The sequence below is a fragment of the Nonomuraea sp. NPDC026600 genome (assembly GCF_040638335.1).
Classification (GTDB): domain Bacteria; phylum Actinomycetota; class Actinomycetes; order Streptosporangiales; family Streptosporangiaceae; genus Nonomuraea.
Genome location: NZ_JBEZYD010000038.1, coordinates 96,902 through 113,945, shown reverse-complemented (window position 1 = coordinate 113,945; position 17,044 = coordinate 96,902). Strand labels below are relative to the sequence as shown.

Genomic DNA, 17,044 nt, shown 5'->3' with positions numbered 1-17,044 from the left:
AGGAAGATTCACCGGGGAGTGGAGTGCTGCTCATCTCTGCGAAGTGCCGTGTGGCCAGAGGGCCTTCGCCGGTGAGGGGTGATGGCGCTGCGGGCGCTGCGGCGGGGGTGTCAGGCGTCCTGGGGGAGGGTGTCGTCGATGGGAGTGGCCGCCCGGTCGCCGGCGGCGTACCGGGTGCGGGCGATCCCCAAGGCGACGAGGGCTGCCGCGACGATGGTGAGGGTGAGGCCCGCGATGGTGACGGCCTGGTGGAACTCGCCGGTCTGCTGCGGGCTCCAGTGGGAGGTGGCGATGTCGCCGGTGAACAGGGTGGCCAGGATGGTGCCGGTGACGGCGATGCCGGTGCCGGAGGTGACCTCGGTGGCGGTGTCGACGAGCGCGCTGCCGATGGTGGTCCGGTTCCCGGGCAGGCCGCGGACCACGTTGAGCCCGGCGACGACGCCGACCACGCGCATCCCGGCCGCCACGAGGACGAGCGCGATCGCGACCCACAGGTAGCCGAACCGGCCGAGCAGGCCGTAGACGGCGAGGCCGGACACGACCGCCGCGGAGCTGATCCACGCGGCCCGGTCCAGGCCGACGCGCCGCACGAACGGGTCGACGAACGCGCTGCCCGCGATGAGGACGACGACCTGCGGCAGCATCCCGACAGCGGCCAGTGCGGGCGTCCAGCCCCAGTCGAGCTGCAGTTGCAGCGTCACCATGTAACCGAGTCCGGCGGTCGCCAGTCCGGTGGCGGCTTTGTAGGCCAGGCCGCTGGAGACCAGGGGGAGCGCGAGGAGCTTCAGGTCGAGCAGCGGATGGTGGGCCAGGCGCTCGCGCAGGACGAAACAGATCGCCGTCACGGTGGCCGCGGCGGTGGCCGCCCAGGGTGCCCAGGAGCCGGCGCCCTCGTCCACGAACAGCGTCGGGGCCAGGAGCGCGAGCACGATCGTCGCCGTGCCCAGCAGCATCCCGGGAACGTCGAGGGGGTCGCGGTGGAGGCCGGACGGGTCGTCGGCGGCGATGCCGGACCGCACGCCGAGGAACGCGAGTACGGCGATCGGCACGTTCACCAGCAGCAGGACCTGCCAGGGCGCGATCGCCAGCACCAGGCCGCCCGTCGTCGGGCCGATCGCGAGCCCGACCAGGCCGACGGTCGAGATGAGGGTCAGCGCGCGCACGCGCAGGCCGTCCTCGTCGAACAGCCGGAACGCCAGCGCCATCGATCCCGGCGTCGTCATCGCCGCGGCGACCCCCATCGTCGCCCGGACGGCGATCAGTTGCCCGGCGGTGGTGACCACGGCGGTCGCCAGGCTCGCCACACCGAGCAGGACCAGCCCGATCAGCATGATCCGCCGCCGGCCGAACCGATCGGCGATCGCGCCGAACGCCAGCATCAACCCGCCGAACACGACCGCATAGGCGCCCGTCACCCACTGCAACGCGGTCGTGGAGGCGTGCAGCTCGCGTCCGATCACAGGCAGCGCGACGTTCAGGATCGAGTTGTCCAGCATCTCGAACAGGAACACCGCCGACAGCCCCGCCAACGCGACCCACGCCTCCCGCAGCGACCGGGGAGTACGACCTGGCCGGCGCGCGGCCATCTCATTCATGGAGGGCTGCCTTCACGTCGTGATCCCGGCGGGGGCCCTGATCGGCACGGGCGTCGGCGCGGCCCGGCACGGGGTGATCCGGCACGGGGCGATCCGGCCGCCCGCGCGGGCCGGTCACCTCGGCCTCCGCACGGGACGCGGTCGCGGTGGCGCGTGGCCCGCTGGGGCCCGCTCCGGCGGCAATGATGGTTGTCTGTTCGAAGGACATGCCACTAGGTTATGCGACTAAGTTAAGTGACACAAGAAAGTGGGGCTGGGATGCCCAGAACCGGAGCGCGAGGCGGACCGCGGACGCGCGCGAAGATCTCAGAGGTCGCGACCCGGCTGTTCCTCGAACGCGGCTTCGACACGGTCACGGTCACCGAGGTCGCGCGGGAGGCCGGGGTCTCGGCCGTGACGGTCTTCAAGCACTTCCCGCGCAAGGAGGACCTCCTCCTGGACCGCGAGGTCGACGCCGTCGGGCTCCTGCGCTCAGCGGTGCAAGACCGCGCCCCGGATGCCGGAGTGCTCCAGTCCCTGCGTGATATGGCGTTCGGTCTCCTCGAGGAGCGGCACGCCCTGTCCGGCCTCAAGGACGGATCCGTCCCCTTCTTCCGGACCGTCGCCGCCTCGCCCGCGCTGGTCGCCCGCGCCAGGGAGATCGCCTCCGACCTCCAACAGGCCCTCGCCGGCGAGCTCGAACACGACCCCGCCTTCGACGGCGACGCCCCGCTGCTCGCCGCCTTCTTCATCGCCGGCTACGCCGCCGTACTGGTGGAGACCGCCCGGCTCCTGATCGCCGGAGAACCGGCCGACGCCATCGCAGCCGACCACAGCGCCCGCCTGGAGCGCCTGTTCGACGCCCTCAGCAGCGGATTCGTGCCCCGGCCGTGAGGCTCACCGCCGCACTGCGCGCAGTGGCGGGCAAGGCCGTCGGCGCGTCCAGCCCTCCGCCCTGTTCAAGAGCCGGAAAGCGGGTGGTCGACATGGCAGGCCGCCAGCCGGCAGCGGAGCGATCAGATCAACGGACACGTGCCGCCGATGTCCTGGGGCTGCGGGCGCTCACTCCTACGACGGATGGCGCCGTTGCGCTCCAGCCCGGAGACTTGACTGCGCCACCCCAAAGGGCATGACCCCTGCGCTTCAGCTCCGCAGTGTGGCGAGCAGTGCCGGGGATGCCTGGAGGGCGGTTCGCTGCATCAGGTCGACGACGCCGCGCATCCCGCCCATCTCTGCCCCTCCGCCCGCGCGGCCGGGGCCGCAGTGCTTGAGGGCGGGCAGCGGTGATCCGTGGCCAGTGGTCTGCGTCATGGTCACAGAGTCCAGGATGTGCAGCCTTCCGTGCCATGGCGCCGCTTCCAGGAGGAAGCCGGTCGTCCAGGGCGTGTCGTCGCTGACCAGGGAGGCGGCCAGGCTTCCCCGGCCGCGGGCGAGCAGCTCGGCGGCGTGGGCGGTGTCGCGGTAGGCCAGCACGGAGACGACGGGTCCGAACGGCTCCACCTCGTGCGGCGCGACGGCGTCGGCGTCCGCCGAGATGAGGATGGCTGCCGTACCGCCCGCACGATCCTGGGTGCCAACGGCATCTCCCTGGAGTATCCGGTCATCCGGCACGCCAACAACCTGGAGTCGATCCTGACCTACGAGGGCACCGTGGAAATGCACACGCTGATCATCGGCCAGGCGCTGACTGGCCAACCGGCGTTCCGCTGACACCACGAGCAGCAGCGACTCCCTCAAGGTCTGAGAGGGCGTCGGCACAGCGCACCCACCCCGGATCGTGTACGCGTGGGTCTCGTCCCTGAGGAACCGGATGAGTTCGAGTGTCTCGTTCAGCCGGTCGGCCGCCGGTGAGTCGCCGAGGGCGGCGATGCCCTCTCGGAGGTCGGCCTCGCCCCGTTCGAGGAACGGGTTCGCGGTGACCGTGGCCTCATACCAGGAATCGTCGACGACGTAGGCGTGTCGGTGGGTTCCGGGATCCCGCTCGGTGCGGATGAGGCGGATGCGGACCAGATAGCGGACGGCGCCCGAGACTCCGCCCATGCTGGCGTGCAACTTCTCCGCGAGTTCGACCGCGGTCATGCGCCCGGTCTCGCTGACCAGAAGGGTCGCGAACACCCGGGCGGCGAGACGTGGAAAGCCGGCATCAGCGAGAGTGGAGGCGGACCGCTCGACGAAGCCGCCGATCTCATCGGTCTCGTCGTTGCGGGCGGAGGAGAGAGATGAACCAGCGAGCCAAGGATCGGACGTTGTGGCAACGGCTGGCCGACCTGCAGTGGTCGAAGTACGCTTGGCTTCCTGCTCCGACGAGCAGCTACACCGTGACCCGCGACCTGCGGATCCCGATGAGGGACGGCGTCGAGTTGCTCGCCGACCTCTACGAACCGAAGGGGCCGGTGTCGGGAACGATTCTCATCACCTCGCCGTACGGCTACAACGTGATCGGCACGGCGATGACGGGCGGAGTGTTCGCCTGCCGTGGTCATCGGGTCGTGCTGGTCCGGTGCCGGGGGACGTTCGGATCGGGGGGAACCTTCGAACCGTTCAGGCGGGAGGTCGACGATGCGGCCGACATCGTCGCTTGGATGCGCGAGCAGCCGTGGTTCGATGGGCGCTTTGCCACGCACGGCTATTCATATCTCGGCTTCACCCAGTGGGCGATGCTGATGGATCCGCCTCCAGAGCTGGTGACCGCGGTCATTGCGTGCGCGCCGCACGACTTGGGCGCATTCGTCTACACCGGCGGGGCGTTTCTGCTCAGCACGATGTTCGAGTGGTCGTTCGTCACGACCAAGCAGGAGAAACCCATCCTGCCGCGCATCCTTGCGGTTCTCTCTTCCCGGGGCCGCGTTCGAAAGGCCCTGGCGGCCCTGCCGTTGACCGGCGCCGCCGAGAAACTGATGGACGGGAAGGCGTCCTGGTATCACGAATGGGTCAGCCGACGGGACCTGGGCGACGCATGGTGGAAGAGCGCCGATCTGACCGACGCGCTGGAACGGGTGCACGTCCCCGTGTTGCTGCAGGGCGGCTGGCAGGACGGCTTCCTCCGCCCGACCCTGGCCGGATACGCGCGGCTGGCCGATCGCGGCGTCGACGCCGGACTCACCGTCGGCCCATGGACGCATGCCCAGGGCGGCGCCGTAGGCGCCGGTGTCCTGCTTCCCGAAGCCCTCGCCTGGTTCGACGAGCATCTGGCCGGATCAGGCGACCGGTGCCGCGCCATGCCGGTCAGGGTGTTCGTCAGCGGCCCCGACGCGGGGTGGCGCGACCTTGCGACCTGGCCGCCGACGACGGATGAGCAGGTCCTTCATCCCCGCTCCGGCAAGACCTTGGCCGCACTACCGGCCCACCCGGGCGAAGTCGGCGAGTTCACCTATGACCCGGCGAATCCGACCCCCACGTGCGGCGGCGCCTTCGTCACACAGCTTTCCCCGGGAATGACCGCCGGCTACACCGATGACAGCGCGCTCGCCTCGCGTTCCGACGTGCTGGCATTCACGTCAGACCCGTTGACCACACGGCTTGAGGTCATCGGCAGCCCCGTTGTGGAGGTAGGGCACAGCTCCGACAACCCCTTCGCCGACCTGTTCGTCCGCCTTTCGGAAGTCGATGCCAACGGCCGCTCACGCAACATCAGCGACGGATTCGTCCGGCTCGACCCTGTGCAACCCCCGGGCGTGGTTCGGTTGGAGCTCGACGCCGTCGCCCACTGCTTCGCGCCAGGTAACCGGATCCGGCTGATCATCGCCGGCGGATTGCATCCCCGCTGGGAACGCAACCTGGGAACCGGCGACGACCCAGCCACCTCAACCAGGATGCGACCGTCACGCCGGACAATCGACCTGTCGACCACGCGGGTCATCGTTCCGGTCACCCACCCACCACATGAGGCAGGGTGAAGCAAGTCAGCAGAGTTGTCGTCAGGTGCGCGAGGGCAAGCCAGACCACGTAGGCACGGCTCGCCGTGGGACGGGAGACATGGGCGACGGCGATTCGGATCGCCGTCACCCGGGCGTCGGGATGCTACGCGGGCGGCTGGAGGACGGTGACCACGTGGGTGGTGCGCGCTGACTCGCTGGTCGAGTTGCCGAACAAGTGGATGGTGTACGTGTGTTCGCCGGCCGTGGTCGGCGTATCGGCGAAGCTGAACGACCCGTCGGCGGCGGCGATCAACTTCACCAGGTGCTTCGAGGTGGCGGTGCCATCCGGGCTGACGACCTTGCGCGAGACGGTGATGATCGTCTGCGGGAAGGTGATGCCGTCGGCGCCGAAGGTTCCGCTGAATTCGAGTCGCTCGCCGACGTTGCCCGTCGCCGGTCCGGTCACGGTGAGCGTCGGCTCGTACAAGGCCACCGTGACGGTCACCGAGGAGCCGCTGCCCCAGAACCATGAGTTGCCCGGCCAGTACACCTGATACTTGAACGCCCCGATGGACGGCGGGGCGTCGGTGAATTGGTAGGTCCCGTCCGCCGCCGTGGTGATCTCCTGGAAGGGCCTGGAGGTGCCGTCGGGGAGCCAGCGGTACAGTTCGAGCGTCTGTACGCCGGGTGGCAGTCCGCTGCTCAGCGTGAGTCGTCCGCTGAGGGTCGACTGCTTGAGCGCGGTCACCTTGGAGGGAGCCGTCAAGGTCAGCGTGGAGGAGTGGTAGGGCGAGGGCGGCAACCGCCACAGGTGCATCCGTCCGGTGCCGGGCTCTTTCAAAACCGCGAAGGTGAGTGTGCCGTAGAACTCGATGCTGCCCGCCACCACCGCCTTCCCCTGGTGGGCGGCTGTGTAGATGACCTCCGCGGTGGTCGCGTCGTACACCACGAGCTCCGCCGCGTCGCCCGCGGAGGAGTTCCAGCCGCCCACGACGTAGGCGCCGTTCGGGCTGGCCGCGACAGCGGTGGGGAGGCCGTGCTCGCCGAATCCGCTGCTGTCGTAGGCGCGGCCCTGAGTCAGGGCTGTCGTGTCCCAGGCGTCGAACTGGCGGGTGTCGTCCAACGCCGACAGCGCCGCCGACCCGTACTCGGCGAGTGCGAGATCCCGCAGGGCCGGCAGCCCGTTCGCGTCTCCGCGGATCTCGCCGCGCGAAGTGGCAGGCGTGGTGCTGATGTCGTACACCTTGACTGTGGCGGGGCTGACTCCCGGCTCCCCGGCCACCAGCGTGTTCCCGGCGACGGCGACGAGCGGAGCCTGGGTCGTGGCCGGCCCGACCCGGACGGGGGTGGGTGTCGCCGCTGCCGGAATGAGGCCGAGAACGCCTCCCTCTCCCGCTTCGCCGCAACCGAATCCGATCCACAGCCGGTTGTACGACTGCGCCAGGCTCGACGGGCACGGGTACGCGGTGAGGTCGATGCGCTTGGTGATGGCGAGCGTGGTGGTGTCGATCTCGATCACTTCATGCGAATCGCGCAGCGCCGCGTACACCTTCCTGCCAGTCTCCGGCGAGGCCAGGGCGACAGCACCGGACAGGCCGGAGATCGTGTTGATGACCTTGCCGTCGATGGACGCGACCACGATCTGGTCGCCGGCGGCGACGAAGACCTTGCTGCCGCGCGCCACCACGTCTCCGCCCTTCCCGGCGACGCCGAGGTCGGTGACGGTCGCGGCGGCCGCAGCGGTCGCGGCGATGGGCGCCTGAGTGACGAGCAGGGCCGCCATCAGGAGCAGGGATCCGGCCACGGCGACTAATCGGCGGGATAGAGGGGCACGGCCAGAGGTTGATGGGCGCACATGCACTCCGTTCTGGATGAGAAGGGGAGAAGCGAGGACCCCGACATGACTGGAGGACTCGCTTCCGCTGATGATCTCCGTCAATCGAACGTATATTCGCATAGTGTGGCATTGCCGTCCAGGGCACCTTCGGTGTCGTGATTCGAAGGGCGGACCCGTCCCTCGGCCATCACCTAAGTCATGACCCACCCGCCGGCGGCGAAGCGAATACGACGACGCCGTGCACCACGAGCGGGAGGTGACCGCCTGGAAGCGGCCTGACAGACCTTCGAGCAGCTGACCAGCTACGTATTTCGCTTGACTATGTAGCGGAAAGAATCACTGGCCGCGTCCCGAATGCTTTCTCCCCAGATCCGTGTGAGCGTCGCCGCCTTCCAAAGCTGCGACGTTAAGCTTTCTGGTCAGCGGGGCGTCCGCGTCAGCCATCGCTCAGGGGCCGGTCTGACGGGCGAAACGCGGGTCGGAGGGATCGGCTGCGTCGCGGCGAGAAATTTCTCCGGGGCCGTGTCGATCCGCGGGCCGCTCGTTCGACATGTGGGTGCGAGGGCCGAGAGGCGGCCCCGCCGGATGAGGAGAACGCGATGTCGAAGTACATGCTGATCATGCGGGGCACCGATGAGTCGAACGCTGCCATGATGGCCTCGATCGAGGAGGGGATTGCCAGGACCCGCCTCTTCATCGAGGAGATGATGAAGGCCGGCGTTCTCCTCGGGGCCGAAGGGCTGGACGATCCGGGCAAGGGCGTCGTGGTCGACTTCAGCGGCGAGGCCCCGGTGGTCACGGACGGGCCGTACGGCGAGACCAAGGAACTGTTCGGGGGCTTCTTCCTGCTCGACGTCGCCTCGAAGCAGGAGGCGGTCGAGTGGGCCAAGCGGGTCCCGGCGGCCCCCGGGTCCAAGATCGAGATCCGGCGGGTGCCCGGGGAGGACGAGGTCCCGCAGGACAGCACCGTCCAGCGCTGATGGGTATGGCCGACGTCGAGGCCGTCTGGCGGATCGAGTCGGCGCGGATCGTCGCCGCGCTGACCCGGTTCACCGGCGATTTCGGGCTGGCCGAGGATGCCGCCCAGGAGGCGGTGGCCGAGGCGCTGGTGTCGTGGCCGCTTGCCTCTCCGGCCAATCCGGCCGGCTGGCTGATGGCCACGGCCCGCCGGCGGGCGATCGACGCGATCCGCCGCCGGACCGCCCTCCAGGACAGATACGCCCTGCTGGCGGCCGACCCGGCGGTCGACGAAGACATCGACCCCGACAGGATCGACGACGACGTCCTGGCGCTGATGTTCGTGAGCTGCCACCCGGTGCTCTCTCCGGAGGCCCGGGTGGCGCTGACCCTGCGCGTGGTCGGCGGCCTGTCCAGCGAGGAGATCGCCCGCGCGTTCCTCGTACCCGTGCCGACCGTCCAGGCCCGCATCACCCGGGCCAAGAAGACGATCGCGGCGGCCGGGGTGCCGTTCGAGCTGCCGCCGGCCGGTGAGCGCCGGGAACGGCTGGGCGGCGTGCTCAGCGTCGTCTACGTGATCTTCACCGAGGGGTCGACGGCCACCTCAGGCGACCGGCTGCTGCGCCCCGACGTCGCGTACGAGGCGATCCGGCTGGCCCGAACGCTGGCCGCGCTGCAGCCGGACGAGCCGGAGGTGCACGGCCTGCTCGCGCTGTGCGAGCTGACGGCCGCGCGCTTCCCGGCCCGGACCGGCCCGGACGGTTCGCCGGTCCTGCTCGAGGACCAGGACCGGCGGCGGTGGGACTTCTCGGCGATCCGCCGTGGGCTGGCCGCGCTGGCCAAGGCATCGACTCGCGGCCTCGGCCCCTACGGCCTGCAGGCCGCGATCGCGGCCACCCACGCGTCGGCGCCGTCGGTGGAGGCGACCGACTGGGACCGGATCGTGGTGCTCTACGAGGCGCTCGGCCGGGTCGCGCCCTCGCCGGTGGTCGAGCTCAACCGGGCCGTCGCCGTGGCCATGGCCTCGGGTCCGGCGCAGGCCCTGGCCATCGTGGACGAGCTGATCGCCTCGGACCGGCTCCCCGGTTCGCATCTGCTTCCTACCGTACGCGGGGAGCTGCTGGCCCGCCTCGGCCGGCGACCGGAGGCGCGCGCCGAGCTGGAGCTGGCGGCCCGGCTGTGCGCCAACCAGCGCGAACGCTCAGTGCTGCTGCGCAAGGCGGCCGCGCTGGGCTGACTTCTCCGGCTCGGCCGGCCGGGATGCGGTGTCGGCGAAATCGGTCGCGAACGTGCCAGGTTTGACGAAGGCCTCACTGAACATGCGTCGACCAGGTCATTCAGGTCGCGCCGCTGTTTCACATGGCCAGAGCCGATGGACGCTGCCGGACGACTTCACCGGCCTGGTCGACCGGGACCTTGTTGACCAGATGCCGGGCGGTGGTGTTGTTGTCCGGGCTGCGTGCTCTTCGTTGAGGGCCTTCGTTCTCCTGCCGGAGAGCTGCACCATTGCTCTGTCCCAGAGCGATTCGCCGAGTTGCGACTCGGCGCTCTCACGGTCGCCGACCACCAGCGGGAAGCGGGAGGAAGGTACGGCGAGGGCCGGGTTTTGTCGATCAAGGTCGCCGTCCGGGTGGGAGGCGCCGATAATGGCGTGTGCCCTTCACCGTGAGCCATGTTGCAGCGATCTTGCCGGTGCGGCGATGGTTGCCGTCGTCGGCGCTGGCCATCGGGGCCGTGATTCCCGACGCGCCGTACTATCTGCCGCTACCGTTCTCGTCGGCGAGCACGCACGCGTGGTGGGGGCCGCTTGTCCTGGGCCTGCCGGCAGGTGTGGTGCTGCTGGTGGTGTTCCACCAGGTGCTGCGGGCGCCGCTGACCGCGTTGGCTCCTGCCGGGCTGCGTGTCCGGCTGCCGGAGCCGGCGCGGCCGACGCCTGCGGCGGTGGTGGCCGCGCTGCTCGCCGGGATGGCCACGCATCTGCTCTGGGACGCCTTCACGCAGGTCGGCGGGTTCGCGGTGGCGCACTGGCAGGCATTGCGGCAGCCGGTCATCGGCGCGCACCGGGTGTTCAACATGCTGATGTACGTCAGCTCGGCAGGCGGCCTGGTGATCCTGGCCGGATGGCTCGTGCTGTGGTATCGGCGCGCGCCGGTCCAGCCTGGGCGGGGCCCGGGGGTGGTGCTGGGCCGGGCGCGCGGCGTGGTGCTGGCCGCGGCCGCGCTGGCCATGGCAGCGGGCGCCGCTTGCGGAGCGGCCTCGGATCGTGCCGCGGTGAGCGACTACGACCTGGTACGAAGCATGATCTTGGGCGGGGTCGACGGAGCGGCGTTGATACTTGCCTGCTACGTGCTCGCCTGGCACGGCTGGACGGCATTGCGGGGCCGGGGCTCGTCGCGTGAGGCGGCGGCCGACCAGCCCGGCAGCGGCCGGTGAGGCCGGCGACCGGCTGGGCACGAGTGGGCGTTTGCCGGCCGCTTCACCGGTGAGCCAGGGGATAGGTCGCGGCTCCGCCGAGCGACGAGTGGAACGGGATGGCACGCCTCACAGGTGAAGGGGGTGGCCGACTTCCTGGTGAGGAGCTTCCACGATGCGCAGACAGTTGGGCCGGGCCGTAAGCGCGCTGGCCTTTTCGGTACTTGCCCTGGCGTGCACCGGCGGCATCGCCCAGGCCGACGTGACAGAACCGGCGGACCCCGGGACCGTCATCGTCTCCGATCCTGGCCCCGGGGACGGGAAAGGGCCCAAGGTGACCGCCATCCCCGACACCGGGTCGGGAGTGGTCGTCATCTCGAACGGGGACGAGCCGACCACCGGTCCTAAGTGACCACTGCTCAGGCGAAATCAGTTGGCGGGCTCGCCGAACCAGCGGGAGAGGTGGTCGTCCAGGTCCTGCTGATCGTCGCCGATCCAGGCGACGTGGCCGTCGGGGCGTAGCAGGACGCACGGAACATCCAGTACCGCAGTGGGATCCGCGAGGTGATCGACCCGGTCTGACCAGCCGCCGACGGTCAGGCGTTCGGTGCGGTCCAGCAGCAGGCCGCGGCCGCGATGCAGCAGACCGTAGAGGTGGCCCTGTTTCACGTCGATGTCGCGCAGGCGGCGGCCGAGCAGGTCGGGGCCCTCGCCGAAGTCGTAGCGGATGCCGATCGCGGTGATCTTCTCGATCAGATAGCGGTTCACCGCGTCGAAGTCCATCAGTTCGGTGAGCAGCCTGCGCACGGCCTGCGGGCCCGGTTCGGTGGAGTGCAGTTCCATCTGGGCGCGAGTGTTGTCCAGCACGTCCTCGGCGACCGGATGACGTTCGGCCTGGTAGGTGTCCAGCAGTGATTCCGGGGCCCAGCCGCGGATCTGTGCGGCCAGTTTCCAGCCGAGGTTGAATGCGTCCTGAACGCCCAGGTTGAGGCCCTGTCCGCCGGTGGGTGGATGGATGTGTGCCGCATCGCCGGCCAGCAGCACCCGCCCGACCCGATAACGTTCGGCCAGCCGGGTGGCATCCCCGAAGCGGGACAACCAGCGCGGGGAGTGCACGCCGAAATCGGTTCCGGCGATGGTGCGCAACTGTTGTTTGAAATCCTCGAGGGTAGGCGGTTCCGCGCGGTCGCTGACTCCCGCGGCGGGGACCAGGACGCTATAGACCCCTTCGCCGAAGGGCCGGAGCCAGAATCGCTGATGGGTCCCGCTGATCTCGGTCACCTTGGCGGCGATCTCCTCCTGCGGTACACCCACTTTCATCTCGCCCATGAGCGTGTCGGTCCGTGAGGGCTCGCCGGGGAAGCCGACGCCGAGCAGTTTACGCACCGTACTGCGCGCGCCGTCACAGCCGACGAGATAGCGCGAACGCAGCTGTTCCCCGTCGGCCAGCTCGACGGTCACGCCTTCGTCGTCCTGCTCGAAACCGGCCACCGCGCAACCGCGCCGGACCTGCGCACCCAGTTCGGTCGCATGTTCTTCGAGCAGATGTTCGATGACCGGCTGCGGGATGCCCAGCAGATAGGCGTACGCGGAATCCAGGCCCTTGGGCGCGGGTTTGGGGATGGCGGCGAAGAAACCGCCGGCCGGACGCTGTCTTCCATGCTGGAGGATGCGATCCAGCAGTCCGCGCATCGCCATCAGCTCGAGACTGCGAATATGCAGACCGACTATGCGGACGAACGACACGGGCTCGGTTTCCTTCTCCAGAACGAGTACCCGCACATCGTGCAGCCGCAGTTCGGCGGCCAGCATCGCACCGGTCGGCCCGCACCCGGCAATGATCACATCGAAGATGAGGGGCGCGCGATCGGCGCCGGAGGCCGGCGACCCGAGAACTCCGGGGACGTCGCCCACCGTGGAGTCGCGCTCGCCCCTGTCGTTCGACGGCGGCTCGGGGGTGACCTGCTGAGAGTGCATAGGTGTTGCCTTTCGGGAGTGCCTTGTTGGCGAGGCGCTCCCGGCGACACCTACGTCAATCGCCCGACCATGACGGCAAGGGGGAGCACCCACATCGATACAGCGTTCATGGGTCTCACCTCCTCGGGCGGTGTCACGATCAACTGCAAGCTACAAGCCTGAGCATCATCCCGTCCAATCCTTTTCCAGCCACGTGATCACGACTCCGAACGGGCCCGTGCGGTTGCCGGGCGAGTCCGGCGTGGCGGCCCGGCCCCCGCCCCCGGACATGAAGTCGATCACCGCGTGTGCCATCTGAGCTGGGCAAATAAATCGCTATACATAGCCGAACACGGATTGTATCTTTGCCATTACTCTAAGCTACAGCGGGACGAAGGACACCAGGAGATGTCATGCGACCACGCCTCCGGGACGACGTCCGTTACGTGCGTTGCGACGAGGGCGCGTATGTTCACGCGGACCACGGCGCGTGCACTCTGAAAGGCGCGCAGGCTCACGACTGGCTCGACAGGCTCGCTCCTTACCTGACCGGCGAGCATACCCTGGCCGAGCTGACCGCGGACCTTCCTCCGGACCGCCGCCGGATGGTCGCCGACCTCGTCCAGACCCTGGCGGGCCAGGGGTTCGTCATCGACGCCTCCGACGAGGAGCCACACGGGCTGGGCGAACGCGAACGACAGATCTACGCCGCCGAGATCGCCTTCGTCCGTCACCGGCTGAGCTCGGCGGAACGCCGCTTCGAACGGCTGCGCCAGGCCCGCGTCACCCTGGCCGGGCACGGCCCGGTGCTCGCCGCCCTGCTGGAGGCGGGTCTGGTCTCCGGCTGGCGTCAGGTCCGGGTGGTTGCCCCCGCCGAGGAGATCATGCGGCTGGAGGAGACGGCGGCTCGCGCGCGCCGCGACGAGGACCAGCGGGTACGGGTGGACGCGACCACCCCCGACCTTCTGCTGAGCCTGCGGATGGACGTCGACACCGTTGCCGGATCGCTGCCAGGTTCGCGAGTGGACGCGGACACCGCCGGACCGCTGCGGGTGGGCGCTGACGTGGTGCTGCAGGTCGGCACGGAGGTGGCGGAGCTGATCGCGACGGCACGGACATGCCCGGCCGACGTGGCGCTGGGCCAGGTGCTGCTGCGCCCTGCCGAGGCATGGATCGTCGGTCCGGGCCCGGCGGCCTCGGCGCTCTCGTGCTGGCGACGGCTGGCCGGTCTGCCGTTCGGCGACGAGGACGAGGACGAGGACGGTGCGAACCTGCTCACCGGCCCGGTCCCAGTGGTGCTGGCCGCGCAGGTGGCCCTGTCGTGTTTCGCCCACCTCACCGGCCTGGCGCAACCGTCGGAGCGACCGGCGGCGACCCGGGTGGACCTGCGTACGCTGGAAACGCATCGCCACCGGATCGTGCCGTGGACGTTTCCCGTACAGCACGGCGAGGCCGAACTCCGTGCGACGGTCGAGCGACTGCAGGCGTCCGAGCCGATCACGCCGGAAGCCCTGCTCGAACGCGCGAAGCCACACGTGGACCCCCGCACGGGGTTGCTGGGCACGTTGGATGAGGAGGATCTGGTCCAGGTCCCGGTGTCGGTGTGCCGGGCGGTGATCTCCAACCCGCACCGGGTTTCACCCGGCTGGGTTCCCCCGCCGCAGGTCGTCGGCTGGGGACGCGACCGGCGAACCGCGCGGCTGCGTGCACTGCTGGCCGCCTGCGCGACCTACGGCACCCTGGCCGCCGAAGCCACCGGAGCCACCACGTTCTGGGGCCTCGAACCACTCACCGGCCGCACACGCCGCCTGCCCCTGACCTCCCACCTCACCGAAGGGCCCCGCAGACCGGGCGCCGGACCGTCATGGGCAGCCACCCCGGCCGAAGGACATCGCAGGCCACCGGTAGGGGCTGGAGCAGGGCTGTCATGGGCGGCCGCACTGGCGGCGGGGCTGCGCTCACACGCCGAGGCGCTGCTACGCGCCCACATCACATCCGACGCCGACGCCGACGCCGACACCGGTCGCGAATCCGGTCCGGCCGCCGGGCCCGAAGCCGACCCCGCAACCGACGCTGAGGCAGCTCACCTGCTGCACCTGCTGCGCACGGCAGGGGAGCGGCCGGAGATTCGCGACTTCACCAGCGTTCTCCGGCTCCCCGCCTACGCCGTGGCCTGCGGTTCGGCCGTTTCGGTGGCCTGCGCGACCACCCCGGTCCAAGCGCTGCGGGACGCGCTGGAGCGCGCGCTGCTGGCCTGGCAGGCGCGGACCGCGCGCCAGCCGGCCTACGCCGATCCCGCCCCGCCGTGGTGGGTGGAGGAGGAAGAGCCGGAGTGGAAGGTCCTGGCCGAGGCGCTGCGGGAGGCCGGGTACGTGCCGGTGGTGACGCCGCTGCACCATGACCCGGCCGCGGCCGAACTGCTCCCGTACGTGGTCCGGGTGGTGTTGTGCGATGACTGATGTCCTGGCCCGCCCACCGGCGGCCGACGAACTGCGCCCCACCCCGCCGCGGGTGGCGCTGCTGGGGTCCGGACGCCTGCGCGAGGCCGTGGCGTCGGCGTTGCCGCAGGCGCCCGTCCGCGGTCCGCTGACCGGCCCGCCCGGCGACCTCGACGCGCCGGACGTACTGGTGACGGCCCGCGACGCCGCTGACACGCGCGACTTCGGGCACCTTCTCCGGCAGGCCGCTGCGGCCCGGATCCCCTGGCTGCCGGTGCGCGTGGACACCGGCTGGGTGCTGATCGGCCCGTCGGCCCGGCCCCAGCTGCCCGGGTGCCCGCTCTGCGCCGAGCGAAGGCGTACCGGCAACCGGAAGGACGCGATCGCGCGGCGCGCGCTGCGGGAGCGGTACGGACAGGAACCGGTCACCCGCCCCTGCTCCTTGCTGACCCCGCTGCTGGCCGCCACCGTCGGGACGCTGGTGGCAGCCGAGGCCGGGCTGCTGCACCGCGCCCCGGACGCCGCGCGCACCCATCGGGCGCTGCTGCGGATCTCGGTCGAGACCGGCCTGCTCACCCGGCATCCGCTGCTGCCCGACCCCCTCTGCCCCCATTGCGCCCACGTTCGCGCCGACCACCCCCGCGCCCTGGTGCTCGGGCCGTCGCCGAAGCCCGATCCGGACGTCTTCCGCGTACGGAACCTGACCGGGCTCCAGACGGACCTGCAACGCCTGTACGTGGACGCCGAGACCGGCCTGATCCAATCCCTGGCGACGGCTACGGCGGGAGGCACCGCCACTGCGATCGCCCACCTGCGCCCGGGCATCTCGCGGCACGACAGCCACCACGGCTACGGCCGCTCCCGCGACTTCGCCTCGGCCGGACTCACCGCCCTGGCAGAAGCCTTGGAACGCCACTCGGGCCTGCGCCCCCGCGGCCGTCGCACCACCGTCCGCGCCCCGTACACCGAAGTGGCCGACCGCGCCCTGGACCCGCGTACGCTGGGCCTGTACCCGGACACCTGGTACGACCAGCCGAACTTCCCCTTCGCCCGCTTCGACCCGAAACGACCGGCATCCTGGGTGTGGGGCTACTCCTTCGCCCGCGCCGAGCCGCTGCTCGTCCCGGAGAGCTTCGCCTACTACGGCCCGCGTCCCGAGGGCGACCCCGGATTCGCCTACGAGTGCTCCAACGGGTGCGCGATCGGCGGCTGCCTGACCGAGGCGATCTTCCACGGCCTGCTGGAGGTCGCCGAACGGGACGCGTTCCTGACCACCTGGTACGCCCGCCTGCCCGCCCCCCGCGTCGACCTGGACTCGGCCGCGAACCGCGAGATCCCGATGACCGCCGCGCGCATCCGGTACGACCTCGGCTACCAGGTGATGGCCTTCGACACCACCCTGGAGCAGGGACTGCCCGCGTTCTGGGCGATGGCTGTGGAACGTTCCAAAGATTCGGGCCGTCCGTACGCGGTGTGCGCGGCGGCCGCCCACCCCGACCCCGAACGCGCCCTGGCCTCCGCCCTGGCCGAACTCGGGCCCGGCATCGAGGGCCTGACGCGCCGCTACGACGCCGCCCGGGCCGAGCGCCTGCTGGCCGAGCCGGGGCGGGTACGGGAGATGGACGACCACGGCCTGCTCCACGGGCATCCCGACGCGTTCCGGCGACTGGCGTTCCTGCCGGTCGAAGAGCCGCCGCGGCCGATCACCGCGAAGAGGTGGCCCGCCTGCGACGACCTGGCCGACGACCTGGCCGAACTGGTCGGTCGCTACCTGGCGACGGGGCTCGATGTGATCGCCGTCGACACCACCGGCCCCGAGGTACGCGCGGGCGGCTTCGCCTGCGCGAAAGTACTCGTGCCCGGCACCGCCTCGATGACCTTCGGCCATCGGTTCCGCCGTACCCACGATCTGCCGCGCCTGCTGCGGATGCCGCGCCTCCTCGGCCACCGGGAGCGCGACCTGCATCCCGGCGAGCTCAACCCCGACCCCCACCCTTTCCCATGAGGAGCGCC

13 protein-coding genes and 2 pseudogenes are annotated in these 17,044 nt (G+C 70.4%); 9 read left to right on the top strand and 6 right to left on the bottom strand.

The window, feature by feature from the left end; all coding sequences use genetic code 11:
- Positions 1–110: 110 nt before the first annotated feature.
- Together AB0F17_RS52330 and AB0F17_RS52325 are read right to left on the bottom strand one after the other, a co-directional pair.
- Entirely contained in the window at positions 111–1,595 is a 1,485-nt protein-coding gene (locus tag AB0F17_RS52330; RefSeq protein ID WP_358040174.1) for an MFS transporter, read from the bottom strand.
- The gene (locus AB0F17_RS52325; RefSeq protein ID WP_358040171.1) at positions 1,588–1,803 is read right to left on the bottom strand and encodes a hypothetical protein; all 216 of its coding nucleotides are present in this window, start codon (positions 1,801–1,803) and stop codon (positions 1,588–1,590) included. The genes AB0F17_RS52330 and AB0F17_RS52325 overlap by 8 nt, the downstream gene beginning before the upstream one ends.
- Positions 1,804–1,853: 50 nt before the next feature.
- On the opposite strand from AB0F17_RS52325, the gene AB0F17_RS52320 reads away from it, so the two are divergent.
- Positions 1,854–2,468: a TetR/AcrR family transcriptional regulator gene (locus tag AB0F17_RS52320; RefSeq protein ID WP_358040168.1), complete on the top strand. Its 615-nt coding sequence runs from the start codon at positions 1,854–1,856 to the stop codon at positions 2,466–2,468.
- Between the two features lie 249 nt (positions 2,469–2,717).
- On the opposite strand, the gene AB0F17_RS52315 is transcribed toward AB0F17_RS52320, so the two are convergent.
- A complete protein-coding gene (locus AB0F17_RS52315) occupies positions 2,718–3,074 on the bottom strand; it encodes a hypothetical protein (RefSeq protein WP_358040165.1) in 357 nt (118 codons plus the stop codon).
- Between the two features lie 48 nt (positions 3,075–3,122).
- Between AB0F17_RS52315 and AB0F17_RS52310 the strand changes: the two are divergent.
- Positions 3,123–3,284: pseudogene (locus tag AB0F17_RS52310) on the top strand (acyl-CoA dehydrogenase family protein); the annotation flags it as partial.
- 261 nt (positions 3,285–3,545) lie between these two features.
- Here AB0F17_RS52310 and AB0F17_RS52305 read toward each other — a convergent pair.
- Positions 3,546–3,758, bottom strand: a pseudogene (locus AB0F17_RS52305) (MarR family transcriptional regulator); the annotation flags it as partial.
- Between the two features lie 35 nt (positions 3,759–3,793).
- On the opposite strand from AB0F17_RS52305, the gene AB0F17_RS52300 reads away from it, so the two are divergent.
- Entirely contained in the window at positions 3,794–5,470 is a 1,677-nt protein-coding gene (locus AB0F17_RS52300; protein ID WP_358040162.1) for a CocE/NonD family hydrolase, read from the top strand.
- A 124-nt stretch (positions 5,471–5,594) separates the two neighbouring features.
- On the opposite strand, the gene AB0F17_RS52295 is transcribed toward AB0F17_RS52300, so the two are convergent.
- Positions 5,595–7,235 (bottom strand): hypothetical protein, encoded by a 1,641-nt coding sequence (locus AB0F17_RS52295; protein WP_358040159.1) that lies wholly within the window; start codon positions 7,233–7,235, stop codon positions 5,595–5,597.
- A 632-nt stretch (positions 7,236–7,867) separates the two neighbouring features.
- Between AB0F17_RS52295 and AB0F17_RS52290 the strand changes: the two genes are divergently transcribed.
- The 4 genes from AB0F17_RS52290 to AB0F17_RS52275 all read left to right on the top strand — a co-directional run bounded on the left by AB0F17_RS52290 (position 7,868) and on the right by AB0F17_RS52275 (position 11,049).
- Complete coding sequence (locus AB0F17_RS52290) at positions 7,868–8,248, top strand: YciI family protein (RefSeq protein WP_358040156.1); 381 nt, start codon at positions 7,868–7,870, stop codon at positions 8,246–8,248.
- Entirely contained in the window at positions 8,248–9,462 is a 1,215-nt protein-coding gene (locus AB0F17_RS52285; RefSeq protein ID WP_358040153.1) for a sigma-70 family RNA polymerase sigma factor, read from the top strand. The genes AB0F17_RS52290 and AB0F17_RS52285 overlap by 1 nt, the downstream gene beginning before the upstream one ends.
- Before the next feature lie 416 nt (positions 9,463–9,878).
- Positions 9,879–10,658 (top strand): DUF4184 family protein, encoded by a 780-nt coding sequence (locus AB0F17_RS52280; RefSeq protein WP_358040150.1) that lies wholly within the window; start codon positions 9,879–9,881, stop codon positions 10,656–10,658.
- 154 nt (positions 10,659–10,812) lie between these two features.
- Positions 10,813–11,049, top strand: a complete 237-nt coding sequence (locus AB0F17_RS52275) for a hypothetical protein (protein ID WP_358040147.1) — start codon at positions 10,813–10,815, stop codon at positions 11,047–11,049.
- Between the two features lie 17 nt (positions 11,050–11,066).
- Here the strand turns inward: AB0F17_RS52275 and rox are convergent, their stop codons facing one another.
- Complete coding sequence (gene rox, locus AB0F17_RS52270; RefSeq protein ID WP_358040281.1) at positions 11,067–12,491, bottom strand: rifampin monooxygenase; 1,425 nt, start codon at positions 12,489–12,491, stop codon at positions 11,067–11,069.
- A gap of 515 nt (positions 12,492–13,006) precedes the next feature.
- On the opposite strand from rox, the gene AB0F17_RS52265 reads away from it, so the two are divergent.
- Positions 13,007–15,052 carry a hypothetical protein gene (locus AB0F17_RS52265; protein ID WP_358040144.1) on the top strand — a complete coding sequence of 682 codons (2,046 nt, stop codon included), beginning with the start codon at positions 13,007–13,009 and terminating at the stop codon, positions 15,050–15,052.
- Positions 15,045–17,036, top strand: a complete 1,992-nt coding sequence (locus tag AB0F17_RS52260; protein WP_358040142.1) for a TOMM precursor leader peptide-binding protein — start codon at positions 15,045–15,047, stop codon at positions 17,034–17,036. Before AB0F17_RS52265 ends, AB0F17_RS52260 begins: the two co-directional genes overlap by 8 nt.
- Positions 17,037–17,044 lie beyond the last annotated feature (8 nt).